General features: G+C 38.9%; 25 protein-coding genes and 3 tRNA genes. 13 read left to right on the forward strand and 15 right to left on the reverse strand.

The window, feature by feature from the left end; translation table 11 throughout:
- Positions 1-134: 134 nt before the first annotated feature.
- The 6 genes from DV434_RS01710 to fis all read left to right on the forward strand — a co-directional run bounded on the left by DV434_RS01710 (position 135) and on the right by fis (position 5,176).
- Positions 135-392, forward strand: a complete 258-nt coding sequence (locus DV434_RS01710; RefSeq protein WP_015701974.1) for a YhdT family protein — start codon at positions 135-137, stop codon at positions 390-392.
- The gene (panF, locus tag DV434_RS01715) at positions 389-1,843 is read left to right on the forward strand and encodes a sodium/pantothenate symporter (protein WP_118785454.1); all 1,455 of its coding nucleotides are present in this window, start codon (positions 389-391) and stop codon (positions 1,841-1,843) included. Before DV434_RS01710 ends, panF begins: the two co-directional genes overlap by 4 nt.
- A 119-nt stretch (positions 1,844-1,962) precedes the next feature.
- Positions 1,963-2,835 carry a DMT family transporter gene (locus DV434_RS01720; RefSeq protein ID WP_005664204.1) on the forward strand — a complete coding sequence of 291 codons (873 nt, stop codon included), beginning with the start codon at positions 1,963-1,965 and terminating at the stop codon, positions 2,833-2,835.
- 34 nt (positions 2,836-2,869) lie between these two features.
- Positions 2,870-3,757, forward strand: coding sequence for a 50S ribosomal protein L11 methyltransferase (gene prmA / locus DV434_RS01725; protein ID WP_118803091.1), 888 nt, complete (start codon positions 2,870-2,872; stop codon positions 3,755-3,757).
- A gap of 145 nt (positions 3,758-3,902) precedes the next feature.
- Complete coding sequence (gene dusB / locus DV434_RS01730; RefSeq protein ID WP_192881491.1) at positions 3,903-4,883, forward strand: tRNA dihydrouridine synthase DusB; 981 nt, start codon at positions 3,903-3,905, stop codon at positions 4,881-4,883.
- Entirely contained in the window at positions 4,877-5,176 is a 300-nt protein-coding gene (fis, locus tag DV434_RS01735) for a DNA-binding transcriptional regulator Fis (protein ID WP_005646807.1), read from the forward strand. Before dusB ends, fis begins: the two co-directional genes overlap by 7 nt.
- A gap of 119 nt (positions 5,177-5,295) precedes the next feature.
- On the opposite strand, the gene glmS is transcribed toward fis, so the two are convergent.
- From glmS to DV434_RS01800, 13 genes are all read right to left on the reverse strand, one after another.
- Positions 5,296-7,128: a glutamine--fructose-6-phosphate transaminase (isomerizing) gene (glmS, locus tag DV434_RS01740; RefSeq protein WP_118811391.1), complete on the reverse strand. Its 1,833-nt coding sequence runs from the start codon at positions 7,126-7,128 to the stop codon at positions 5,296-5,298.
- Positions 7,129-7,183: 55 nt separating this feature from the next.
- Positions 7,184-7,957: a DeoR/GlpR family DNA-binding transcription regulator gene (locus tag DV434_RS01745; protein WP_118785457.1), complete on the reverse strand. Its 774-nt coding sequence runs from the start codon at positions 7,955-7,957 to the stop codon at positions 7,184-7,186.
- Between the two features lie 127 nt (positions 7,958-8,084).
- A complete protein-coding gene (locus DV434_RS01750) occupies positions 8,085-8,357 on the reverse strand; it encodes an HU family DNA-binding protein (protein WP_118775446.1) in 273 nt (90 codons plus the stop codon).
- 137 nt (positions 8,358-8,494) lie between these two features.
- Entirely contained in the window at positions 8,495-9,085 is a 591-nt protein-coding gene (locus tag DV434_RS01755; protein WP_118775447.1) for a YjaG family protein, read from the reverse strand.
- 32 nt (positions 9,086-9,117) lie between these two features.
- On the reverse strand, positions 9,118-9,915 hold the full coding sequence (nudC, locus tag DV434_RS01760; protein ID WP_118811392.1) for an NAD(+) diphosphatase: 798 nt from the start codon (positions 9,913-9,915) through the stop codon (positions 9,118-9,120).
- Positions 9,916-9,982: 67 nt separating this feature from the next.
- A complete protein-coding gene (gene nfuA / locus DV434_RS01765; RefSeq protein ID WP_118811393.1) occupies positions 9,983-10,579 on the reverse strand; it encodes a Fe-S biogenesis protein NfuA in 597 nt (198 codons plus the stop codon).
- A 75-nt stretch (positions 10,580-10,654) separates the two neighbouring features.
- Positions 10,655-11,341, reverse strand: coding sequence for a ComF family protein (locus DV434_RS01770; RefSeq protein WP_118811394.1), 687 nt, complete (start codon positions 11,339-11,341; stop codon positions 10,655-10,657).
- 326 nt (positions 11,342-11,667) lie between these two features.
- Complete coding sequence (gene tnpA / locus DV434_RS01775) at positions 11,668-12,123, reverse strand: IS200/IS605 family transposase (protein ID WP_118785461.1); 456 nt, start codon at positions 12,121-12,123, stop codon at positions 11,668-11,670.
- The gene (locus tag DV434_RS01780; protein ID WP_118811395.1) at positions 12,120-13,463 is read right to left on the reverse strand and encodes a type IV pilus secretin PilQ family protein; all 1,344 of its coding nucleotides are present in this window, start codon (positions 13,461-13,463) and stop codon (positions 12,120-12,122) included. The genes tnpA and DV434_RS01780 overlap by 4 nt, the downstream gene beginning before the upstream one ends.
- Before the next feature lie 9 nt (positions 13,464-13,472).
- Positions 13,473-13,886 carry a pilus assembly protein PilP gene (locus tag DV434_RS01785; RefSeq protein WP_118811396.1) on the reverse strand — a complete coding sequence of 138 codons (414 nt, stop codon included), beginning with the start codon at positions 13,884-13,886 and terminating at the stop codon, positions 13,473-13,475.
- A complete protein-coding gene (gene comC / locus DV434_RS01790) occupies positions 13,883-14,404 on the reverse strand; it encodes a competence protein ComC (RefSeq protein ID WP_118811397.1) in 522 nt (173 codons plus the stop codon). The genes DV434_RS01785 and comC overlap by 4 nt, the downstream gene beginning before the upstream one ends.
- A complete protein-coding gene (locus tag DV434_RS01795; protein ID WP_065250368.1) occupies positions 14,401-14,907 on the reverse strand; it encodes a competence protein B in 507 nt (168 codons plus the stop codon). Before DV434_RS01795 ends, comC begins: the two co-directional genes overlap by 4 nt.
- Entirely contained in the window at positions 14,908-15,705 is a 798-nt protein-coding gene (locus DV434_RS01800) for a type IV pilus biogenesis protein PilM (protein ID WP_118811398.1), read from the reverse strand.
- A 98-nt stretch (positions 15,706-15,803) separates the two neighbouring features.
- On the opposite strand from DV434_RS01800, the gene DV434_RS01805 reads away from it, so the two are divergent.
- The 7 genes from DV434_RS01805 to DV434_RS01835 all read left to right on the forward strand — a co-directional run bounded on the left by DV434_RS01805 (position 15,804) and on the right by DV434_RS01835 (position 23,012).
- Positions 15,804-18,404: a penicillin-binding protein 1A gene (locus DV434_RS01805; protein WP_118811399.1), complete on the forward strand. Its 2,601-nt coding sequence runs from the start codon at positions 15,804-15,806 to the stop codon at positions 18,402-18,404.
- A gap of 72 nt (positions 18,405-18,476) precedes the next feature.
- Positions 18,477-19,322 carry a 23S rRNA (adenine(2030)-N(6))-methyltransferase RlmJ gene (locus tag DV434_RS01810; protein ID WP_118811400.1) on the forward strand — a complete coding sequence of 282 codons (846 nt, stop codon included), beginning with the start codon at positions 18,477-18,479 and terminating at the stop codon, positions 19,320-19,322.
- A 168-nt stretch (positions 19,323-19,490) separates the two neighbouring features.
- Positions 19,491-19,820 (forward strand): YbaB/EbfC family nucleoid-associated protein, encoded by a 330-nt coding sequence (locus DV434_RS01815; protein WP_005629464.1) that lies wholly within the window; start codon positions 19,491-19,493, stop codon positions 19,818-19,820.
- Between the two features lie 61 nt (positions 19,821-19,881).
- The gene (gene recR, locus DV434_RS01820; protein ID WP_005626527.1) at positions 19,882-20,484 is read left to right on the forward strand and encodes a recombination mediator RecR; all 603 of its coding nucleotides are present in this window, start codon (positions 19,882-19,884) and stop codon (positions 20,482-20,484) included.
- Positions 20,485-20,499: 15 nt separating this feature from the next.
- On the forward strand, positions 20,500-22,455 hold the full coding sequence (locus DV434_RS01825) for a DNA topoisomerase III (protein WP_118811401.1): 1,956 nt from the start codon (positions 20,500-20,502) through the stop codon (positions 22,453-22,455).
- A 107-nt stretch (positions 22,456-22,562) separates the two neighbouring features.
- Positions 22,563-22,901 (forward strand): preprotein translocase subunit SecG, encoded by a 339-nt coding sequence (gene secG / locus DV434_RS01830; RefSeq protein ID WP_118811402.1) that lies wholly within the window; start codon positions 22,563-22,565, stop codon positions 22,899-22,901.
- A 25-nt stretch (positions 22,902-22,926) separates the two neighbouring features.
- Positions 22,927-23,012, forward strand: a tRNA-Leu gene (locus DV434_RS01835).
- A 476-nt stretch (positions 23,013-23,488) separates the two neighbouring features.
- Here the strand turns inward: DV434_RS01835 and DV434_RS01840 are convergent.
- Positions 23,489-23,564, reverse strand: a tRNA-Asn gene (locus DV434_RS01840).
- Positions 23,565-23,566: 2 nt separating this feature from the next.
- A tRNA-Phe gene (locus DV434_RS01845) sits at positions 23,567-23,642 on the reverse strand.
- Between the last annotated feature and the right edge of the window lie 231 nt (positions 23,643-23,873).

The following is a 23,873-nucleotide window of genomic DNA, read 5'->3' on the forward strand; positions in this document are numbered from 1 at the left end:
ACTAAAACGAGCAAAGCGTTTTGAATTATTCAAAAAAGTTGTAAGATTGGCAAACATAAGGGGCGTAGGATATATGCGCCCCTTATATCATTCAAAAAATATACTTTCACTTATAAAAAATTTAAGGAAGAAACATGACATTAAAACAACGTTATCAACAAGCTGGTAAAGAAGCCAGTTGGGCATTGAGCCTATCTATTTTATATGTGATAGGTTGGTGCTTATGTGCTTATTTGCCTAAAGAAACTCAAGGCCCTATCGGCTTTCCCCTCTGGTTTGAACTCTCCTGTATTTACTTACCCATTTTATTCATCGTGATTGGTTATTGGATTATCAAAATTATTTTTCAGGATATTTCTCTTGAAATTAACGATCAGGGGAATCAAAAATGAATTTAGGTATTATTCTTCCTTTAATTATTTATCTCACTTTTGTTTTTGGTGCGGCAATTTTTGCCTATGTAAAACGTACAAAAGGCGATTTTTTAACAGAATATTATGTAGGTAATCGCTCCATGACGGGGTTTGTGCTTGCAATGACAACTGCGTCAACTTATGCCAGTGCAAGTTCTTTTGTCGGAGGGCCGGGCGCTGCTTATAAATACGGATTAGGTTGGGTATTACTGGCGATGATTCAAGTCCCTGCTGTGTGGCTTGCATTAGGCGCATTAGGTAAAAAATTCGCACTATTATCAAGAGAAACCAATGCATTAACGATTAACGATCTGTTTCTTTATCGTTACAAAAACAAATATTTAGTCTGGCTATCAAGCCTTGCTCTTCTTCTCGCATTTTTTGCGGCTATGACCGTGCAATTTATTGGTGGTGCGCGTTTATTAGAAACAACCATCGGCATTTCTTATACTCAAGCATTACTCTTATTTGCTTTAACGGTAGGTATCTATACTTTTATCGGGGGCTTCCGCGCCGTTGTACTCACGGATACCATTCAAGGTACCGTAATGATTTTTGGGACTATAATTCTCCTTATTGGCACGATTTATGCCCTCGGTGGTGTAGAAAGTGCGGTTAATAAATTAACTGAAATTGATCCTGACTTAGTCACGCCTTACGGGCCAAATGGAATGTTAGATTTCCAATTTATGGCTTCTTTCTGGATACTTGTCTGTTTCGGGGTGGTTGGTCTTCCACATACCGCAGTTCGATGTATGGCATTTAAAGACAGCAAAGCCTTACATCGCGGTATGCTGATTGGAACCATTGTACTTTCAATTATTATGTTGGGTATGCACTTAGCTGGTGCGCTTGGCAGAGCGGTTATTCCAAATTTAACGGTATCGGATCAAGTGATTCCGACTTTAATGCTAAAAGTATTACCGCCTATTATTGCCGGTATTTTCTTAGCCGCACCGATGTCTGCGATTATGTCCACAATTGATGCACAACTTATTCAATCTTCTTCTATTTTTGTAAAAGATTTATACCTTTCTGCGAAACCAGAAGCCGCAAAAAATGAGAAAAAAGTGAGCTATTTTTCATCAATTATTACGCTGATTTTGACCGCACTTTTAATCTTTGCCGCACTTAATCCACCAGATATGATTATTTGGTTAAACCTATTTGCCTTTGGTGGACTAGAAGCCGCATTTTTATGGGTGATTGTGCTGGGTATTTACTGGGATAAAGCAAATGCTTATGGTGCGTTAAGCTCAATGATTATCGGCTTGGGAAGTTATATCTTGCTCACTCAACTTGGCATAAAATTATTTAACTTCCATCAAATCGTGCCATCATTAGTATTTGGATTAATTGCCTTTTTAGTGGGTAATAAATTGGGCGAACGTCGGGTTGAAAAAACTCAATTAAAAGTTACCGCACTTTAAGCATTAATCAATATGCTGTCACCTTCTTCTAAATTAGAGGAAGGTGATATTTAATTTTCTCACTTTCAGCAATTTCTACGCTAAAACATAGAATTGGAACAATTCACAGGGATACATCAATGCTCTATCAAATTCTTGCGCTACTTATTTGGAGCAGTTCATTAATCGTCGGTAAACTCACTTATTCGATGATGGATCCTGTGCTTGTTGTACAAGTGCGGTTAATTATTGCAATGATTATTGTCATGCCACTCTTTTTACGTCGTTGGAAAAAAATTGATAAACCAATGCGTAAACAGCTCTGGTGGTTGGCATTCTTTAACTATACCGCCGTATTTTTATTGCAATTCATCGGGCTAAAATATACATCCGCCTCCAGTGCAGTTACCATGATTGGGCTAGAACCGCTGCTCGTTGTATTTGTCGGACATTTCTTCTTTAAAGACAAAGCAAAATGGTTTCACTGGCTATTCGGCGCAATGGCATTTATTGGCGTGGCGATTTTAATCAATGGTGGAAAAAATAATGAAGGCATTGATAACATCAGTTTATTCGGCTGTTTATTAGTACTAAGTGCTGGGATCATTTTCGCTGCCGTATTACGTTGGACACAGCGAGTTGTGGCCAAAGTCTCAACGCAGGCTTATACCTCCGTCAGCATTGTTCTTGGCACCATCACAACGTTGCCATTTACGCTATTACTCACAGAAAACTGGCAAATATCATTAAATTCTACGGGTATTGCAGGTTTATTATATCTTGCCATTGGCTGTAGCTGGCTTGCCTATTGGTTATGGAATAAAGGCCTTAATAGTGTAGATGCCAATATCTCCGGTGTTTTAGTCGCACTTGAACCGTTATTCGGTATCTTATTTGCCGTATCATTACTTGGCGAAACGCTATCATTTTCAGCCGCACTTGGTATAACAATCATCATGCTTGCCACACTTGGCTCGACTTTACTGCCGAAACTTTTGAAAAAATCGGTATAATACGCCCCATTTTATGAAATAAAGGAAAAAACAAATGGCCTGGATTCAAATTCGTCTGAATAGCACTAATGAAAAAGCAGAACAAATGAGCGATTTTTTAGAAGAAATCGGCTCCGTTTCTGTGACTTTTATGGATAGTCAAGATACACCGATTTTTGAGCCTTTGCCTGGTGAAACTCGTTTATGGGGCAACACCGATGTTATTGCGTTATTTGATGCAGAAACAGATATGGCAGAAATCGTCCGCTTATTAAAAGAAGCGAAACACTTAGATAGCAATACGGCATACAAAATTGAACAAATAGAAGACAAAGACTGGGAGCGCGAGTGGATGGATAACTTCCACCCAATGCAATTTGGTAAGCGTTTATGGATTTGTCCAAGTTGGCGTGATGTGCCTGATGAAAATGCCGTCAATGTGATGCTTGACCCAGGCTTAGCATTTGGGACAGGCACGCATCCTACAACCGCGCTATGTTTAGAATGGCTAGATGGCCTAGATTTAAAAGATAAAACCGTCATCGATTTTGGCTGTGGTTCAGGTATTTTAGCCATTGCTGCATTAAAACTTGGTGCGAAAAGTGCGGTGGGAATTGATATCGATCCGCAAGCAATTCTAGCCAGTCGCAATAATGCCGAGCAAAATGGCGTTGCAGATCGCCTACAACTGTTCTTATCTGATGAAAAACCCTCTGATTTAAAAGCTGATGTCGTAGTGGCAAATATTCTTGCTGGCCCTCTCAAAGAACTTTACCCAATCATTAGCCAACTTGTTAAACCGAATGGCGATCTTGGTTTATCAGGCATTTTAGAAACTCAAGCTCAATTGGTATGCGATGCCTATACGCAAACATTTGCGTTAGAGCCAGTCGCGGTGAGAGAAGAATGGTGCCGAATTACGGGTAAGCTAAAAACGCTTTAATTTCTTTTTGTCAATCAAAAAAAGTGTATTTTTTAAACAAATTTCACTTTGCAAAGTAAGGCAAAATGCGTATTATAGCGAGCCTTGTCGGTTGTCGCCTTGTTCGACAGTATTGGATTTAGGCTTGTTTATAGGTGGTTTCAAAATGCGGATTGGTTCTTACGAATTAAAAAATCGTATTTTGCTCGCGCCGATGGCAGGCATTACCGATCAGCCTTTTCGTCGCCTTTGCGCACATTATGGTGCAGGGCTGACATTTTCAGAAATGATGTCTACCAATCCGCAGGTTTGGCATACTGAAAAATCTAAATTGCGTTTGGCACATAGCGAAGATTTAGGCCTCAATGCCGTGCAAATTGCAGGCAGTGATCCACTCGAGATGGCACAAGCTGCTGCTATCAACGTGGAATATGGCGCTCAAATCATTGACATTAATATGGGGTGCCCCGCCAAAAAAGTAAATCGCAAACTCGCAGGCTCTGCATTGTTGCAATTTCCTGATCTCGTAGAAAAAATTCTGCGTGAAGTGGTGGCTGCCGTGAATGTGCCGGTGACCTTAAAAATTCGTACAGGCTGGGATAAATCTAATCGAAACTGCGTTCAAATCGGCAAAATTGCAGAACAATGTGGCATACAAGCACTAACGGTGCATGGTCGTACACGAGCTTGTCTTTTTGAAGGCGAAGCGGAATATGACAACATCAAAGCCGTTAAACAAGCAATTGCCATACCGGTTATAGCCAATGGTGATATTGATTCTGCTCGGAAAGCAAAATTCGTTCTCGATTATACCGGAGCGGATGCCATTATGATCGGTCGTGCTGCGCTAGGTAACCCTTGGCTATTTCAAGCTGTGGAAAACCTAATTGAGCATGATTCGATAAGCCAAATACCAAGTTTAAACGAAAAGTGCGGTCAAATTTTGCGTCACATTCAAGAATTACATCAATTCTATGGCGAACAAAAAGGCTATCGCATTGCGCGTAAACACGTGGCTTGGTATTTACAGGGAATTCAACCTGATTCCGTTTTTAAACAGACTTTTAATGCAATTAGTGATCCAAAAGAGCAACTCATTGTATTGGAAGATTTTTTCAATTTAATTTTGGATAAAGAAAAATGTTAGAACAACAACGTAGTCCTGCTGATGCTTTAACAGTATCAGTATTAAATGCGCAATCACAAGTGACCAACAAACCATTACGCGATTCAGTAAAACAAGCATTGCGTAATTATTTAGCGCAATTAGATGGTCAAGATGTGAATGATCTTTATGAATTAGTATTAGCGGAAGTTGAACACCCGATGTTAGATATGATTATGCAATATACTCGTGGTAATCAAACCCGTGCAGCAAATATGCTTGGTATCAACCGTGGTACATTACGTAAAAAACTAAAAAAATACGGTATGGGCTAAGTTATACGTTTTTTTAGATCAGAAAAGGGAGAACATTTTAATGTTCGCCCTTTTCATTCAATCAGATAAAGCACAAGCTATAATCTGTGCTTTAAATTTACCTTAAAATCAACCGCACTTTATTCTACGGTAACAGATTTCGCTAAGTTACGAGGTTGATCTACGTCAGTACCTTTAATTAAAGCCACATGATAAGAAAGCAACTGCATTGGGATAGTATAAAAAATCGGTGCAACGATATCATTGACTTTTGGCATCGTGATGATTTTCATTCCTTCACTTGGTGTAAAGCCCGCTTCTTTATCGGCAAATACGTATAATTGACCGCCACGAGCACGAACCTCTTCAATGTTCGATTTTACTTTCTCTAATAATTCATTATTTGGCGCCACAACAATTACCGGCATATCGGCATCAATCAACGCTAATGGCCCGTGTTTCAATTCTCCCGCCGCATAAGCTTCAGCGTGAATATAAGAAATCTCTTTCAATTTCAAAGAGGCCTCTACGGCAATTGGATAAAATGCACCACGACCTAAGAAAAGTGCATGATGTTTTTCAGCAAAATCCTCAGCTAATGCTTCAATTTCTGTATCAAAAGCTAACGCTTTTTCAATTTCTGCAGGTAAAGATTGCATTGCTTTGATAATCTCATGCTCTTTTTCTGCAGAAATATGACCTTTAACTTTACCAAGTGCCGTCACCAACATTAATAACGCAGCGAGCTGTGTCGTAAATGCTTTTGTTGATGCCACCCCAACTTCAACACCGGCACGCGTCATAAATGCAAGATCTGATTCGCGTACTAGTGAAGATCCGGCAACATTACAAATTGTTAATGCCGCCATGTAGCCCTTTTCTTTCGCTAAACGAAGTGCGGCTAAAGTATCTGCTGTTTCGCCAGATTGAGAAAGTGTAATCAATAAGCTATTTGGACGGGTAACAAATTTGCGATAACGAAACTCTGATGCAATTTCAACATCACAGCTCACTCCAGCCAAAGATTCAAACCAATAACGCGCCACCATACCTGCATTATAGGATGTACCACAAGCAACAATTTGAATATGCTCAACTTTTTCTAAAATACCTTTTGCACCATTACCGATTGAATCGACAATCACATTTTCATGATTGATACGTCCTTCCATTGTATTGATAAGTGCGGTTGGCTGCTCGTAAATTTCTTTCTGCATAAAATGACGGAATTTGCCTTTCTCTGCCGCGTCATTTTCAAGATTAGATTCGTGAATTTCACGATCAACTTTATTTCCGTAAGTATCATAAATATCAACTGTGCGACGTGTAATTTCTGCAATATCCCCTTCTTCTAAAAAGATAAAACGGCGGGTAACACTTAAAAGCGCAAGTTGATCTGAAGCTAAGAAATTTTCACCAATACCTAAGCCAATCACTAGCGGACTGCCAGAACGAGCTGCCACTAAATGTTCAGGATAGCGACTGTCCATTACCACCATACCATATGCGCCCGTGAGCTGTTTTACTACTTTTTTCACAGCGTCTAAAAGTGAATCCGTGCTACGCATTTCCCATTCAACCAGATGAGCGATTACTTCAGTATCTGTTTGCGATAAAAATACATAACCACGAGATTTTAATAATTCACGAAGATCTTCGTGATTTTCAATAATACCGTTATGTACTACGGCAAAAGTGCCTGACGCATGTGGATGAGCATTGGTTTCTGAAGGTTCACCATGCGTCGCCCAACGCGTATGCGCAATGCCTGTACCGCCAATCAATGGTTTCTCCGATACCGCCTTATCTAAAGCTTTTACTTTACCTAAGCAGCGCACGCGTTGTAATTCATGATGTTCATTTACCACTGCAACACCTGCCGAATCATAACCACGATATTCCAAACGATGTAAACCATTAATTAAGATTTCCGCTACATCACGTTGCGCTACCGCGCCGACAATACCACACATAAGCTTTCCTTATTGTTAATTAAATAAAAAATACGTCTATTTTTTTAACCGCACTTTATACGCAAATTACTTCTACGCCATGAGCTAAAATGGCTTTTTTATCTTGTTCTGACAATCCTGTATCAGTAATAAGCACATCAATTTGTTGCCAAGTTAATTCTAAATTTGGCATTTTCCGACCAATTTTCTGAGATTCCACCATCACAACAACTTCACGAGAAACTTCCGCCATCACCTGACTTAATCCTACAAGTTCATTAAAGGTCGTAGAACCTCGCGCTAAATCAATGCCATCGGCACCAATAAAAAGTTGGTCGAAATCGTAAGAACGTAGCACCTGTTCAGCTACTTTTCCTTGAAACGATTCCGAACGAGTATCCCAAGTTCCACCAGTCATCAGCAACGTTGGCTCATTTTCTAATGCTCTCAATTCTGTTGCCACCGAAAGTGAGTTCGTCATTACAACTAAGCCTTGTTTTAAATTAAGTTGCTTAATCAGAGCCGCTGTAGTACTACCGCTATCTACGATAATACGGTTATGATCACGAATACGTTCGGCGGCGGCTTTCGCTATGACAAACTTTCGTTTCGTAAGTTCATCATTTTCGTTTTCATCAATAATTTCTTTTGGCATTAAAATTGCGCCACCATATTTACGCAATAAAAAACCATTTGTTTCTAGCGCACTTAAGTCTTTACGAATAGTCACTTCAGATATATCAAAAAGCTGTACTAGCTGTTCTACACTTACCTCACCTTGTTCTTGCAAAAGTTGCATAATTGTATGGCGACGTTGTTTAGTATTACGAGGCTGGCTACTTTTTTTCATAAAGCTATCCTTAGATGCAATAAATTTCGGTTCGAAAGTTTATTTAAAGAATATTGTTTTGTAAAGTAAATTTTAGGTAATAAAAAACCCTGCTCATTGGCAGGGTTTAAAATCATTCAAATATTAATTATTTGATTGCATCTTTTAATGCTTTACCAGATACAAACGCTGGTACTTTAGATGCTGCGATTTTAATTTCAGCACCAGTTTGTGGGTTACGACCAGTACGTGCAGCACGTGCATTTACTTTGAATGTACCGAAACCGATTAATTGTACAGGTTCACCTTTTTTGAGGCTTACAGTAATCGCTTCTAAAGTCGCTTCTAACGCAGCTTTAGCTTGTTTTTTGTTTAATTCTGCAGCGCTTGCAATTGCATCAATTAAATCTGTTTTGTTCATAAATTTGTACCTTCTGTTAAATAAAAATTTGACTCTTCAAAATATGCCTGCGGGCTAACCACAAAAGCTGTGCAAAGGATAATCTAACTTACGATGAATTAAAAGCAAGATTTTTAAAAATTGTGACAAATCTCACGTTATTGATGAAATTCTATACCAATATTAGAGATTCCCTCGGCTCGGATCTCATTTTTTAAATCTAAAATTAATTCAATATCACGTTTTTCACATTCTTTAAGCAAACGATAAACTTGCCATTGCACATCAAGTTCTGTTTGAATATCTTTACTTTCTTTTAGCTCACTTTCCGACCAATCTCGCCCCGTTTCCGTTTCCAATAAACTCGTTACCGTACCTAAAGAAATTAAACTCATTTCCACCGCTCTTTCTAATGTTTCACCAGCGATAATAGCATGTAAAATTTCAGCTAAAGCCTGGCAAGCATCTAACGCCGGCACAACACCAAAACTCTCATAATCATTTACATCAGGAATAATTGTTTCCAATTTCTCCAACTGATTTTCAAAGTTGATCTTGGCATCTTTAACCGTTAAATATTCCCATACCAAATTGAGAATATTTTGATACGTTTTAGCTTCAACGCTAAGCTCGTTCATTTGACAGAACAATTTAAAATTTGGTGCCATACGTTCACATAAAGCAGCCATAAAAGTAAGATGTTGCCAACTTTCTAAGTTTTCTAAGCGTTTATGAATCGGATTTCGCATCTTATTTCCTTAATTCGTAAGAGTTGGAATATTTATGAATCGCATTTATTTTCTGCTTTACAGAGTTCAAGCGTCGTATGAATTAATTTGCGAGCGATAGTACCTGTTGGCGGTAATTCTGGCAAGGGTTGATCATAAGAAAACCACTGCGCATCATGAATTTCACTTTCCTGCAAAGTAATTTCACCGCTCTCATAATCAGCAAGAAAACCGACCATTTGAGAATTCGGAAATGCCCAAGGCTGGCTACCAAAATAACGAATATTTTTTATCAAAATCCCTGTTTCCTCAAAAACCTCTCTCCTTACCGCTTGTTCAAATGTTTCACCAACCTCTACAAAGCCAGCAAGGGTGGTATACATTCCTCCGTTCGGGTGATAATGACGCTTGTGATTAGCAAGCAATATTTCTTTGCCACGTCGAACCGCAACAATAATGGATGGGCAAATTACAGGATAAGTTCGATACCCGCAGTGAGTACATTGCACGGCGAGCTCTTCTTGAATTTGCTGTGTTTTATGACCGCACTTTCCACAAAATTTATGGGTTTTCAGGAAATGATTAATTTCCACACCTCGGCTTAATACATGGAATTCATCCTCTGGCAGAGAAAGTAATCCACGCAAACTTACATATTCTCGTTCATCACTTTCTTGCTCAGCCACAAGCCATAACGGATGGTTTTTCCATTCACCGATTTGCATTGCCTGCAATCCTTCGATTCCAAGCTTTGTAGCTGAACCAAAAGGCAATTCATTATTCAGTAAATAAAGATTTGAACCTTGAGTAAGCAACCAATAACCAAAATCATCTGAATGAAGTGTTTTCATTTTTTACTCCATAAAAATAACCGCACTTTCAAAGTGCGGTTATTATAAATCTTCTTTTTACAACTCACTAATAATAAGAGTGCTCTCCACGCTGATGTTCGGTTACGTCTTTTGCACCTTTTAATTCATTCGGGAATAGGCTAACAAGTTGTTTTTCTACGCCATCTTTTAATGTAACGTCCACCATTGAACAACCGTTACAACCACCACCGAATTGTAAAATTGCGTAACCATCTTCAGTAATTTCAATTAAGGTTATGCGTCCACCATGACTTGCAAGCTGTGGATTAATTTGAGTTTGAATCACATATTCAACACGTTCAATTAATGGCGCATCATCAGCCACCTTACGCATTTTGGCATTTGGCGCTTTTAAGGTAAGCTGCGCACCAAGTTCTTCGGTAACATAATCAATTTCTGCTTCTTCTAAGAAAGGCAGGCTGACCTCATCAATAAATGCAGAAAAAGTGTCATATTTCATTTCAAAATCACTTTCTTCTACGGCATTCGGTGGGCAATAAGATACGCCACATTCCGCATTAGGCGTACCCGGATTAACGACGAAAATACGAATATTCGTTCCTTCTTCTTGCGTGTCTAAAAGTTTTCGAAAATGCGCTTGTGCGGCATCAGAAATAGCGATTTGCTGGGTTGCTTGTTCCATAATTATGTCCTAAATACTTGAGAGAAAGTATCGGGAATAATACGCTCATCGCGCTTTTTTTTCCAGTGCTTTATATTAAGCTCGCGCCAGTCCCCACACTTGGATCTCCTCCACGCCCAATTTTCGCAACAATTTTGAGATTTCATTGAGTGTAGAGCCTGTAGTAATCACATCATCCACCAATGCTACGCGACGATAAGGAAACTCATTTTTCGAAACAGCAAGAGAAAAGGCATTTTTTAAATTCTGACGACGATCTTTTGCACTCAAACCACGTTGAGTATGCGTGTATCTCACACGTTTTACGATATTGTTCAAATTAGGAATATCCAACCAACGACTTAATTGCTGAGATAATAAATCAGCCTGATTATAACCCCTTCGCCACTGACGAAAATGATATAACGGCACTGGAATGATTGCTTCTGGCAATTTAAGTTGATGCGTTCGTTTAGCATCACGCACCGCAAGATATAAAAGCCGAGCTAAAGTGCGGTCAATCCAAAATTGATTTTGAAATTTAAAACGATGAATTAATACCGAAAGTGGTTCAACATAATGCCCAATAATGACTATCTTATCCCAACTAGGTTCTTGTTTAAGGCAATTACCACAATGCTGCGCATAATATTGCAATTCTGCACCACAATGACCGCAATAAGGAAAAGATTTAATTTGTTTTTGGCAACATGAACATAACCCATTTTTTGCGATATGCAGATTGCCACGACAGTGGATACAGTGAAAATTGAAGAAGTTCATTTGATCCTTATTAGTGATTACGGCGACTTAGGGTAGCTATAGTAACCTAGGGTAGGTTTACCCTAGGCTAATCATAATGCTACCCTGTTAGGGTAGGTATAGGTGTTCCCCAAAGGGGAACTATGATTACCATCACTAACCGTGGGTATACTTACTCACGGTTTACAAACCTAGGGTAGGTGTACCCTAGGCTAATCATAATGCTACCCCGTTGGGGTAGGTATAGGTGTTCCCCAAAGGGGAACTATGATTACCATCACTAACCGTGGGTATACTTACCCACGGATTACAAACCTAGGGGGAAAAATAAGCATTCCCAAAAACCACTAAACATTTCTTTCAAACCATTCTACGTTAAAATCAATTCCTTCACGTTGAAATAGGCTCTTCATTTCATCATTGAAATGGGTTTCTTTGTGATGCTGTTTTTGATTCTTAATGTAATTAATAAGTTGATGTTTATCCCTGTCGCTATAAGTTAATGCGCAATATCCTACTGACCAAGCCGTAAATTCTGGAAATAATGATTTATTTTCATCTAAAAAACGGTGTGTCGACTTTTTTAATTTACGAACAAATTCAGCCACTGAAATCGTTTGGTGTAATTCAACAAATAAATGTAGATGATCTGGCATACCATTAATTCGATGAAGTATAGAATGGTGCGCTTTAACAAATCCCCAAATGTAATCATAGAGAATTTTCTCATTTTCTTCATTAATGGCATAAACACTGCCTTTTGTCCTAAAAACAATGTGATAAAACAAACGGCAGTAACTCATTGTAACTTTTTACCCGCACTTTTTTGTTTCAACGCTTCTAACGTTTCTCCAGCTTTTAAAATATGAGGCGTCACGAAAATCACGAGCTCACGTTTTTGATGTCGTTCACTTTCTTTACTAAACAATCGTTTAATGCCTGGTATATCGCCAAGTACTGGCACTTTATCTTCGCTTTTTGTGATCGTATCGTGGAACACACCGCCAAGTACAATGGTTTCCCCATCTTTGGCAAAAACCTGAGTATTAATTTCTTGCTTATCAATAGATACCACCTCGTTTTGTCCATAAGCGATACGAGAACCAGGAGAATTTTGACTCACCAATAAATCAAGTAAGATATTGTTATCTTTAGAAATATGTGGCGTCACTTCCAAACCAAGTACAGCCTCACGAAACTCCACTGATTGTGTATCGTTACGAGTATTGCTCACAACATAAGGAATTTCTGTGCCTTGTTTAATGCTCGCACTTTTCTTATTCGTAGTGAGTAAGCGAGGACTTGCGATAATTTCTACATTATTTTCACGCTCCAAAGCGCTCAATTCTAAATCAAGCAATCGACCATTAATTTTCGCGACTTGTAATGCTATCGAACCAGCAGGTGTCGTCGTTGTCGCAAAATTTACATTAAGATTATCCGTAATATTTTCAAAGCCATTTCCGGCTAAGCTACCCGCTACACGCGCAGCATTTTCCGTTGGATTAAAAATCCCCCACCGAACGCCGAGTTCTTTCAAACTCTCATCCGTAATTGTCACAATACGCGCTTCAATAGCGATCTGCTCAATAGGTTTATCCATTTCAGAAATTAGTTTTTTGATATTTTGCACAGAACGAGGCTCATCCTGAATAACCAGTAAATTACTGCGATCATCAAAGGTAATGCTCCCTGCTGGTGAAAGCAAAGAGCCACTTCCTGTCGTTAAGGACTTCATTAATTCAGAGGCTTTAGCAAAATGGAGTTTTACCGTGTAACTCACTAAGTTCGGTTCATTTGTAGTAAGATTTCCTACAGCTTGACCTTTGCCTGATTGCCCTCCATTCAGATAGTAAATGCCTTCATCTTTATTCAAAGTAAGCTTCTTACTTTTAGCGATTATTTGTAGCAAATGTGGCATGTCAATATTATCTAATTTCAAAGAAATATTGCCTTCTAGCGTCTCATCCATCACTAAATTGACGTCATGTTGGAAAGCTAATTGCTCCAGTGTTTTAGCTAAAGGCGCTTGCGACAAACGAATAAAAAAACGTTCGTTATCTGTTTTAGGATTAGCACAAACGATTAATGGCAAACAAAAACACATTAAAAAACAACCGCACTTTACAAGGTATTTCTTCATAATCTTCCTTTAAAAACTTAATTCTTTCTGTTCAGTGCTATCACATTGCACACCAGACTTACGCATAAATTGAACTTTATTTTGATTGATTTTTGTTACAACATATCCTTCTTGAGCCACATCAACACCTTCTAAAACGCTGTAAATTTGCAAATCCTGATCCAGCAATAACGCCAGGGCTTTATCTTTAGAAATCACTACGCCCACTAATTTTAAAGCGTTCAAAGGAATTTCAGCTGCTTGGCGATTTTCATCCGCTCCGCATTGATTATTAGATACATCTGAGGAGATTATTTCTGTCTGCTCGAGTACTGTTTGTGCGTTATCAAACTGAGAATGGGTACGCTGTGTTTTATCGAAAGGATCTTGTCCCCAACTGCAATTCATAAAAAATAATGTAATCAGGTAAAACCAATACTTCATTTTGCCTCCTTATCTAGCTGAAAAATGATCTCGGTTTGCAATGGGCTGTCTTCGGGTTTCATAAATTGCAACCGGCTTACAGAAAGCTGTGATGTATTAGCTAAAAGTGCGGTCAAAAATGTCTTCGTTTTTTCAAAATGCCCAGTAAGCTGTAAATGCAAAATGGGCAACTGCCCCATTTCCCAACGTAAATGCTGAGATAAACCGTTACGTGCAGCTAAACGTTGAATTTGTTTATTCAAAGGCATAATTTGCGCAGCCAGTTCTGGAGAAAGTTTTCGGCTTTCCGATTGCTGCTGTAAAGAGGTTAAAATTTTCTGTTGATGCAACAATTCTGATCGTTTCCCTGCTAATTCACTTTCGATTTCATGGAAACGCGAGCTCCCCTCGATATAATCTAAAACGGAGCGAAAAATCACCGCACTTAATAACAATAAAAAAGTCAAACCATGCACATAAAAAGGCTGACTTAGCCATTTTCCAAAAGGTGTAAAAGGATCGTTAAAAAAGGCTTTCACTTTTCCTCTCCTTGTTCCATATCAAAGCGAAAAAACAATGTATGTTGTTCAGGCTGAACCTGACTTAATTTCACATTGGGAAAATGTTTATTTAAAAATTGATGTACCGATTCAAATTCTGTTTGATCTTGTGCTCGACCTTCCAAACTTAAGTTATGGGCATCTTGTTTAAATCGGTTTAATTCGCCTTTCTGAAGAGGCAATTCACTTAATCGCTGCAAACTATTTTGAACTTGCCCATTCGTGAGAGATTGCAAAACTTCACCAACTTTCACCGCACTACGTAACAGATCAATTTGAGTGGTAGTTTTGTGAAGTTGCTGATTAAGTTGCTCAAAATACTTTTGCTGTGTCTGCAAATTTTGTTTCTGTTGCTCACTCAAATTACTAAAAGCCAACATTAAATTAATAGCAAGCAAGATAAATAAAGCGATATAAAAAGCTAAACGACGTAAACGCTTTTGATGTTGATAAATACGCCATGGCAATAAATTCATCGACATTTAGCGACTCACTTTTTGTTGATGTAAATCTTTTTGCCACAGCGCATTGCCGAGCGCGATAAAGGGTAAATCTGTTTCTACCCGCTGCCAGTTTTCTAGTAATGTCGTATGAATTGAAGGAATTTGATACACAAAAACTTGTTCAATTTTTCCTTCAAAACGTTCAGTAAATTGCTCATAAAGTGCGGTCAAATTTTCGTGAGATTGTAAAATTTGCGATTGCTGCGCTCTTTCACAAATCGCCAAACAATAGTCATCTTCTTGAAATAAAAATAAGGTATTTTCTGACCGCACTTGCTCATTCAACAAATATTGAAATGCACGCAAGATGCTATGAGGAACAACATTTAACACATTAATTCTAAATGGTTGAAAATCCTGCAGATAAGTTTTAGCACTCGCCTCTCGAATGGCCGTAATCTCTAAACAAAAACCTTGCTTTAACGGAGTAGAAATATAATCAAACCACAATTCATCCAAAGGAATAGGCAACTCTTTCTCAATCACAAATTTACATTGTTGATGACATTCTTGCGCATTTAATATTTGCGGTAACATTAATACTTTCGACCAAATCAAGTGAGCAGAAATACTTGCCACAAACTGCAAAGAAAAGGTTTTCCCTTGAGATTGTGTTTTTAAATGTCGCAAAAAACGATTTTTAAAATCTTTATCATTGACAAAGATTTGATAACATTGTGGTTGTTCTAACTCATCAAACCACACGAAATCAAAATACCCCTGCTTACGGTGAATACCAATTTGTAAAGTGCGGTGATTTTTCCGGGAGAATTGCATATTTTTTCCTATTCTTTAAAGGCTGAATCTTTTATACTTAGCAGCCAAATCATAGGTCTCTTGACAAGAATATTCATTAACGAAGCGAGAATTTTACGATGCGGATCGCAAAATTGATATTTAGCACCCTATTAACTTTATGTATTTTAGGTTTAGTCGCAGGCGGAATGCTGTATTTCCACCTAAAATCGGAATTGCCCTCAGTAGAAGCATTAAAAACTGTTGAATTACAACAGCCAATGCAGATTTATACGGCCGACGGTAAATTAATTGGTGAAGTTGGCGAGCAACGACGTATTCCAGTGAAATTAGCTGAAGTACCACAACGCTTAATTGATGCATTTTTAGCGACGGAAGATAGCCGCTTTTATGATCACCATGGTCTCGATCCTATCGGCATTGCGCGTGCGTTATTTGTTGCAGTGAATAATGGTGGCGCATCACAAGGTGCAAGTACGATCACCCAACAATTAGCGCGTAACTTTTTCTTAACCCCAGAAAAAACTATTATTCGTAAAGCTCGTGAAGCCGTGCTTGCCGTAGAAATTGAAAATACCCTCACCAAACAAGAAATCTTAGAGCTTTATTTAAACAAAATCTTTTTAGGCTATCGTTCTTATGGTGTTGCAGCTGCTGCACAAACCTATTTCGGTAAATCATTAAATGAATTGACGTTATCGGAAATGGCCATTATCGCAGGTTTACCGAAGGCGCCTTCAACCATGAACCCGCTTTATTCTTTGAAACGTTCAGAAGAACGCCGCAATGTGGTGCTAAGCCGAATGTTAGATGAAAAATACATCAGCAAAGAAGAATATGATGCGGCATTAAAAGAGCCTATCGTTGCCAGTTATCATGGCGCAAAATTTGAATTTCGTGCAGATTATGTCACTGAAATGGTTCGCCAAGAAATGGTTCGCCGTTTTGGTGAAGAAAACGCCTACACCAGTGGTTATAAAATATTTACCACTGTGCTTTCAAAAGACCAAGCTGAAGCCCAAAAAGCCGTACGTAACAACTTAATTGATTACGATATGCGTCACGGTTATCGCGGTGGTGCGCCTTTATGGCAAAAAAATGAAGCTACTTGGGATAATGATCGCATTGTCGGTTTTCTACGCAAACTGCCAGATTCTGAGCCATTTATTCCAGCGGCTGTGGTTGGCATGGCAAAAGGTGGTGCAGATCTATTATTAGCATCCGGTGAAAAAATGACGCTATCCACTAATGCAATGCGTTGGACTGGCAAAAGTAATCCTGTAAAAGTAGGTGAGCAAATTTGGATTCGTCAACTCACTAATGGTGAATGGCAATTAGGACAAATTCCAGCAGCTAACTCTGCGTTAGTATCGCTTAACTCAGATAATGGTGCGATTGAAGCCATTGTTGGTGGCTTTAGCTATGAACAAAGTAAGTTCAACCGAGCAACACAATCCTTAGTTCAAGTGGGTTCCTCTATCAAACCATTTATTTACGCAGCGGCATTAGAAAAAGGCTTAACACTTTCTAGTGTATTACAAGACAGCCCAATTTCTATTCAAAAACCAGGACAAAAACTGTGGCAACCAAAAAACACACCTGATCGTTATGATGGTCCAATGCGTTTACGCGTAGGATTAGGTCAATCTAAAAATATGATTGCTATTCGTGCTATCCAAACGGCAGGTATTGATTTCACAGCAGAATTTTTACAGCGTTTTGGTTTTAAACGTGATCAATATTTTGCAAGTGAGGCCTTAGCGCTTGGCGCTGCCTCTTTCACACCATTAGAAATGGCTAGAGCTTATGCGGTGTTTGATAATGGTGGTTTCCTCATTGAACCTTATATCATTGAAAAAATTCAAGATAACACGGGTAAAGACTTATTTGTTGCAAACCCTAAAATTGCTTGTATTGAGTGTAATGATCTCCCAGTGGTTTATGGTGAAACGAAAGATAAAATCAACGGCTTTGCCAATATTCCTTTAGGCGAGAATGCCTTAAAACCATCAGATGACAGTACAAACGGTGAAGAAGTTGATCAACAACCTGAAACGGTACCTGAACTGCCAGAATTACAGTCAAATGTGACCGCACTTAAAGAAGATGCGATTGATTTAATGGCAGCAGCAAAAAATGCCTCGTCAAAAATAGAATATGCGCCACGTGTCATTAGTGGCGAACTTGCCTTTCTCATTCGTAGTGCCTTAAATACTGCGATTTATGGAGAACAAGGTTTAGACTGGAAAGGCACCAGTTGGCGCATTGCACAAACCATTAAACGTAGCGATATAGGCGGAAAAACAGGTACGACTAACAGTTCAAAAGTAGCTTGGTATGCGGGATTTGGTGCAAACTTAGTCACCACAACTTATGTCGGATTTGACGACAACAAACGTGTACTCGGGCGCGGAGAAGCAGGGGCGAAAACAGCGATGCCAGCTTGGGTCGCTTATATGAAAACTGCATTGAGCGACAAACCTGAACGTAAATTACCATTACCACCGAAAATTATGGAAAAAAGTATTGATACGATGACTGGATTGCTTTCTCCCGCTGGTGGACGTAAAGAATACTTTATTGTAGGTACTGAACCGACACGTACCTACCTTTCGGAAATGCAAGAGCGTGGTTATTATGTTCCCACAGAATTACAGCAACGCTTAAATAATGAAGGCAATACGCCAACGCCTGCTGCACAACCAGAAGAACTCTTCTAAAAATGACCGCACTTTAGTGCACAATCAGGCGAGTCAATGGGCTCGCCTTCGTTATTAAACAAAGGATATATTATGCTGAGTTATCGTCACTCATTCCATGCAGGCAATCATGCTGATGTCTTGAAACATATCGTCTTAATGCTCATTTTGGAAAATCTTAAACTCAAAGAAAAAGGCTTTTTTTACTTGGATACGCACTCTGGCGTGGGGCGTTATCGTTTATCCTCAAACGAATCAGAAAAAACGGGAGAATATAAAGAAGGTATTGTACGTCTGTGGGAGCAAACTGATTTACCCGAAGATGTTGCTCGTTATGTAAAAATGATCAAAAAACTCAATTATGGTGGCAAAGAACTACGTTATTATGCTGGCTCACCGTTAATTGCTGCTGAATTATTGCGCCCACAAGATCGCGCACTATTGACCGAACTTCATCCTAGCGATTATCCAATCCTTCGCAATAATTTTAGTGACGACAAAAATGTCACCGTAAAATGTGACAATGGTTTTCAACAAGTCAAAGCAACGCTACCTCCCAAAGAACGTCGTGGCTTAGTGCTAATCGATCCGCCTTATGAATTAAAAGAAGATTATGATCTTGTCGTCAAAGCTATTGAAGAAGGTTATAAGCGTTTTGCCACTGGTACCTACGCGATTTGGTATCCCGTTGTATTACGCCAACAAACCAAACGTATTTTTAAGGGCTTAGAAGCAACAGGGATTAGAAAAATTCTAAAAATTGAGCTCGCTGTTCGCCCTGATAGCGATCAACGAGGTATGACGGCAAGCGGTATGGTGGTAATTAATCCACCTTGGACATTAGAAACCCAAATGAAAGAAATTTTGCCTTATCTGACAAAAACATTAGTTCCAGAAGGTACAGGAAGCTGGACTGTCGAATGGATTACACCAGAATAACCATCTCTTCCCATTCTAAACCCTACTAAATTTCACCGCACTTTACTTCAAAAGTGCGGTAAAATTTTCTGAGATTTTAAATACCCCAAATCATTAACCCCACTGTTCCCAAAAGCCCATTTTTTCGCTAGAATGCACGCAATTTTTGACTTAATAAAGGATAACATTATGTTTGGAAAAGGCGGTTTAGGCGGCTTAATGAAACAAGCCCAACAAATGCAAGAGAAAATGCAAAAAATGCAGGAAGAAATCGCGCAACTAGAAGTAACAGGTGAATCTGGTGCAGGTTTAGTTAAAATCACAATTAATGGTGCACATAACTGCCGTCGCATTGACATTGATCCGTCTTTAATGGAAGACGATAAAGAAATGTTAGAAGATTTAATCGCGGCCGCTTTTAACGATGCGGTACGTCGTGCTGAAGAATTACAAAAAGAAAAAATGGCATCAGTTACCGCTGGAATGCCATTACCTCCGGGAATGAAGTTTCCGTTTTAATTATTAGGCGCGTGAAGATAAGATTCACGCGTCATCTCTCAGTTTCCTCTCATTAATCACTATGCAAAGCAGTCCACTTTTAGAACACCTTATTGAAAACTTACGTTGTCTTCCCGGCGTAGGGCCTAAATCTGCGCAACGTATGGCTTATCATCTTTTACAACGTAATCGTAGCGGTGGGATGAATTTGGCTCGAGCACTCACAGAAGCCATGTCTAAAATTGGCCATTGTTCACAATGTCGAGACTTTACGGAAGAAGATACTTGCAACATTTGCAATAATCCACGACGTCAAAATTCAGGTTTGCTTTGTGTCGTTGAAATGCCCGCAGATATTCAAGCGATTGAGCAAACAGGGCAATTTTCAGGACGTTATTTTGTCTTAATGGGACACTTATCACCACTTGATGGTATTGGCCCTCGTGAAATTGGTTTAGATTTACTGCAAAAACGTTTAGTAGAAGAATCTTTCCACGAGGTGATTCTTGCAACAAATCCAACTGTGGAAGGTGATGCAACAGCAAATTATATCGCTGAAATGTGCCGCCAACATAATATCAAAGTGAGTCGTATCGCTCATGGCATTCCTGTCGGTGGTGAACTGGAAACTGTGGACGGTACCACGCTTACTCACTCTTTTCTTGGTCGTCGTCAAATCGACTAATCTTCTCATACCATTATGCGTTTATTTATCGCCGAAAAACCAAGCTTAGCTCGCGCTATTGCTGATGTACTCCCCAAACCTCATCAACGTGGGGATGGTTTTATTAAATGTGGCGATAATGATGTGGTAACTTGGTGTGTAGGGCATTTGCTCGAGCAAGCAGAACCCGATGCTTATGATCCTAAATTCAAACAATGGCGTTTAGAACATCTCCCTATCATTCCTGAAAAATGGCAACTTTTACCAAGAAAAGAAGTTAAAAAACAACTTTCTGTGGTAGAAAAACTAATCCATCAAGCTGATACACTTGTTAATGCAGGAGACCCTGATAGAGAAGGACAATTACTTGTAGATGAAGTCTTCAGTTATGCCAATTTATCTGCCGAAAAACGCGATAAAATTTTACGCTGCTTGATTAGCGACCTAAATCCAAGTGCGGTAGAAAAAGCAGTTAAGAAATTACACCCCAACCGTAATTTTATTCCTCTTGCCACCTCTGCACTCGCACGAGCTCGCGCCGATTGGCTTTATGGCATTAATATGACCAGAGCCTATACCATTCGTGGCAGACAAACCGGCTATGATGGCGTACTTTCGGTTGGGCGAGTACAAACCCCAGTGCTAGGCTTAATTGTACGTCGAGATTTGGAAATTGAACACTTCCAACCCAAAGACTTTTTTGAAGTACTCGCTTGGGTTAATCCAGAGAATAAAGAAGAAAAAACTCAGGAGAAATCAACCGCACTTTTCAGTGCCTTATGGCAACCTAGCAAAGCTTGTGAAGATTACCAAGATGATGATGGCAGAGTGCTCTCTAAAGGATTAGCAGAAAACGTTGTAAAACGTATTACAAATCAACCTGCAGAAGTAACCGAATACAAAGACGTTCGTGAAAAAGAAACGGCGCCCTTACCTTATTCCCTTTCTGCGTTACAAATTGATGCAGCAAAGCGATTCGGTATGTCAGCTCAGGCCGTATTAGATACGTGCCAACGCCTATATGAAACTCATCGTTTGATTACTTATCCTCGTTCTGATTGTCGCTATTTGCCCGAAGAACATTTTGCAGAACGCCATAACGTATTAAATGCAATTTCAATCCATTGTGAAGCTTATCAAGTCTTACCAAATGTCATTTCAACTGAACAGAGAAATCGCTGTTGGAATGATAAAAAAGTAGAAGCTCACCATGCAATCATTCCGACTGCCAAAAATCGTCCAGTAAATCTAACACAAGAAGAACGTAATGTTTACAGCCTTATCGCTCGCCAATATTTAATGCAATTTTGTCCTGACGCAGAATATCGTAAAAGCAAAATCACATTAAATATCGCCGGCGGTACTTTTATAGCTCAAGCGCGAAATTTACAAACGGCTGGGTGGAAAGAATTGTTAGGCAAAGAAGACGACACAGAAAATCAAGAACCCTTATTACCAATAGTAAAGAAAGGTCAAATTTTGCATTGTGAACGCGGAGAAGTGATGAGTAAAAAAACTCAGCCGCCAAAGCCTTTCACGGATGCAACCTTGCTTTCAGCAATGACGGGTATTGCGCGATTTGTACAGGATAAAGAACTCAAAAAAATCCTGCGAGAAACGGATGGATTGGGTACAGAGGCTACTCGCGCTGGCATCATTGAATTACTTTTTAAACGCGGTTTTTTAACGAAAAAAGGGCGAAATATTCATAGCACAGAAACTGGAAGAATTTTAATTCAGGCATTACCAGATATTGCCACCCAGCCAGATATGACGGCTCATTGGGAATCTCAACTCACAGACATTAGTCAAAAACAAGCAACCTATCAACAATTTATGCATAACTTGAATCAAATGTTGCCTGATTTAGTCCGTTTTGTTGATCTTAATGCATTAAGACAATTAAGCCGCATTAAAATGATTAAATCCGATAGAGTGAAACCTAAAAGTGCGGTAAAAAAATCGAGTAAATCAAACGGTGAAACTGATTAAAGTTAAACCAATTAATATTTTTTTATGCAAAGCACTTGCGAGAAAATTGAATTTTCTATAACATTCACGAACAGTTTTCTTGCAAAATTGCAAATTAGAGAGAAAAAATGTATCAAGTTCTTTTATTTATTTATGTTGTTGTCGCGATTTCCTTGATCGGGTTTATTCTCGTTCAACAAGGTAAAGGAGCGAACGCTGGCGCATCTTTTGGTGGTGGCGCATCAGGTACAATGTTTGGCTCTGCTGGTGCAGGTAACTTTTTAACACGTACTAGCGCGATTTTAGCAACCGCATTTTTTGTTATTGCTCTTGTTTTAGGTAACATGAATTCACATAAAGGCAATATTCAAAAAGGTGCTTTTGACGATTTATCACAAGCTGCAGAGCAAGTTCAACAACAAGCAGCTCCAGCGAAAGAAAATAAAAATAGCGACATCCCACAATAAAATAGGATTAGCATAAAAAATTAACGCTCTGGTGGTGGAATTGGTAGACACGCTATCTTGAGGGGGTAGTGACCACAGGTCGTGCGAGTTCAAGTCTCGCCCAGAGCACCATTTAACTAAACAAAGCCCCGTGAAACTAATCGCGGGGTTTTGTTTTATCTACTATTATTGGATTTATCTTATTTCCCGTCTCATATTCAATCACAATACAATCTCCAGGATTAAATATCAAAAACAACAAACTATAGAAGATAAAACCCGATTATTAGATATAGTAAAGCGTCTTCTTTAAGACCATCTAAAGGCCTATTTCATTATTACAAGCTGTACAACATATCAAAGAAATTATCTCTTCTATGATAAGATCTAATCCTTATAAATGTACACAAGGTCCATATGAACGTTTTTCTTTATTAATTCAGCTCATCAATGTAAATACAAAAGAAAGAAGATAAAGAAAAAAGGATAGTGAAAAAAGAATTAATTCTAATACTTAATAACTTCCGTTTTAAACAGGGAAATAATTTATGTGCTGGAATAAGAGATAGCAAAAAGCCGCTAAAATTCTTTAGCGGCTTTTCTGAATTTGGCTCCTCCTGCGGGACTCGAACCTGCGACATATGGATTAACAGTCCACCGTTCTACCGACTGAACTAAGGAGGAAATGGTGCCTCGAGGCGGAATCGAACCACCGACACGGGGATTTTCAATCCCCTGCTCTACCGACTGAGCTATCGAGGCGTTATCGTTATTGGCTACTGCCTGACAACGGAGCGTATTAAACTATTTTTTCGGGATTCGGTCAACACCTAAATTTAAAAAAATACAAAAAAACGTTGCGTTTGAATAGTTAATCATCAATATGTTTATTAAAACAACGAAATAATAAAATTATTTTAAAATAAACCGCACTTATTATAAAAAATGCTCGATGGTATTTCCCAACGAGCATTTTTAATTATCTGAAAAAAT

It is taken from the genome of Haemophilus haemolyticus, from assembly GCF_003493685.1.
Taxonomy (GTDB): domain Bacteria; phylum Pseudomonadota; class Gammaproteobacteria; order Enterobacterales; family Pasteurellaceae; genus Haemophilus; species Haemophilus haemolyticus_O.

Excerpts from the sequence above, each read along its gene's own strand:
- DV434_RS01710 (WP_015701974.1), top strand. The coding sequence starts at position 135 with ATGACATTAAAACAACGTTATCAACAAGCTGGTAAAGAAGCCAGTTGG.
- panF (WP_118785454.1), top strand. The coding sequence starts at position 389 with ATGAATTTAGGTATTATTCTTCCTTTAATTATTTATCTCACTTTTGTT.
- DV434_RS01720 (WP_005664204.1), top strand. The coding sequence starts at position 1,963 with ATGCTCTATCAAATTCTTGCGCTACTTATTTGGAGCAGTTCATTAATC.
- prmA (WP_118803091.1), top strand. The coding sequence starts at position 2,870 with ATGGCCTGGATTCAAATTCGTCTGAATAGCACTAATGAAAAAGCAGAA.
- dusB (WP_192881491.1), top strand. The coding sequence starts at position 3,903 with ATGCGGATTGGTTCTTACGAATTAAAAAATCGTATTTTGCTCGCGCCG.
- fis (WP_005646807.1), top strand. The coding sequence starts at position 4,877 with ATGTTAGAACAACAACGTAGTCCTGCTGATGCTTTAACAGTATCAGTA.
- glmS (WP_118811391.1), bottom strand. The coding sequence starts at position 7,128 with ATGTGTGGTATTGTCGGCGCGGTAGCGCAACGTGATGTAGCGGAAATC.
- DV434_RS01745 (WP_118785457.1), bottom strand. The coding sequence starts at position 7,957 with ATGAAAAAAAGTAGCCAGCCTCGTAATACTAAACAACGTCGCCATACA.
- DV434_RS01750 (WP_118775446.1), bottom strand. The coding sequence starts at position 8,357 with ATGAACAAAACAGATTTAATTGATGCAATTGCAAGCGCTGCAGAATTA.
- DV434_RS01755 (WP_118775447.1), bottom strand. The coding sequence starts at position 9,085 with ATGCGAAATCCGATTCATAAACGCTTAGAAAACTTAGAAAGTTGGCAA.
- nudC (WP_118811392.1), bottom strand. The coding sequence starts at position 9,915 with ATGAAAACACTTCATTCAGATGATTTTGGTTATTGGTTGCTTACTCAA.
- nfuA (WP_118811393.1), bottom strand. The coding sequence starts at position 10,579 with ATGGAACAAGCAACCCAGCAAATCGCTATTTCTGATGCCGCACAAGCG.
- DV434_RS01770 (WP_118811394.1), bottom strand. The coding sequence starts at position 11,341 with ATGAACTTCTTCAATTTTCACTGTATCCACTGTCGTGGCAATCTGCAT.
- tnpA (WP_118785461.1), bottom strand. The coding sequence starts at position 12,123 with ATGAGTTACTGCCGTTTGTTTTATCACATTGTTTTTAGGACAAAAGGC.
- DV434_RS01780 (WP_118811395.1), bottom strand. The coding sequence starts at position 13,463 with ATGAAGAAATACCTTGTAAAGTGCGGTTGTTTTTTAATGTGTTTTTGT.
- DV434_RS01785 (WP_118811396.1), bottom strand. The coding sequence starts at position 13,886 with ATGAAGTATTGGTTTTACCTGATTACATTATTTTTTATGAATTGCAGT.
- DV434_RS01795 (WP_065250368.1), bottom strand. The coding sequence starts at position 14,907 with ATGTCGATGAATTTATTGCCATGGCGTATTTATCAACATCAAAAGCGT.
- DV434_RS01800 (WP_118811398.1), bottom strand. The coding sequence starts at position 15,705 with ATGCAATTCTCCCGGAAAAATCACCGCACTTTACAAATTGGTATTCAC.
- DV434_RS01805 (WP_118811399.1), top strand. The coding sequence starts at position 15,804 with ATGCGGATCGCAAAATTGATATTTAGCACCCTATTAACTTTATGTATT.
- DV434_RS01810 (WP_118811400.1), top strand. The coding sequence starts at position 18,477 with ATGCTGAGTTATCGTCACTCATTCCATGCAGGCAATCATGCTGATGTC.
- DV434_RS01815 (WP_005629464.1), top strand. The coding sequence starts at position 19,491 with ATGTTTGGAAAAGGCGGTTTAGGCGGCTTAATGAAACAAGCCCAACAA.
- recR (WP_005626527.1), top strand. The coding sequence starts at position 19,882 with ATGCAAAGCAGTCCACTTTTAGAACACCTTATTGAAAACTTACGTTGT.
- DV434_RS01825 (WP_118811401.1), top strand. The coding sequence starts at position 20,500 with ATGCGTTTATTTATCGCCGAAAAACCAAGCTTAGCTCGCGCTATTGCT.
- secG (WP_118811402.1), top strand. The coding sequence starts at position 22,563 with ATGTATCAAGTTCTTTTATTTATTTATGTTGTTGTCGCGATTTCCTTG.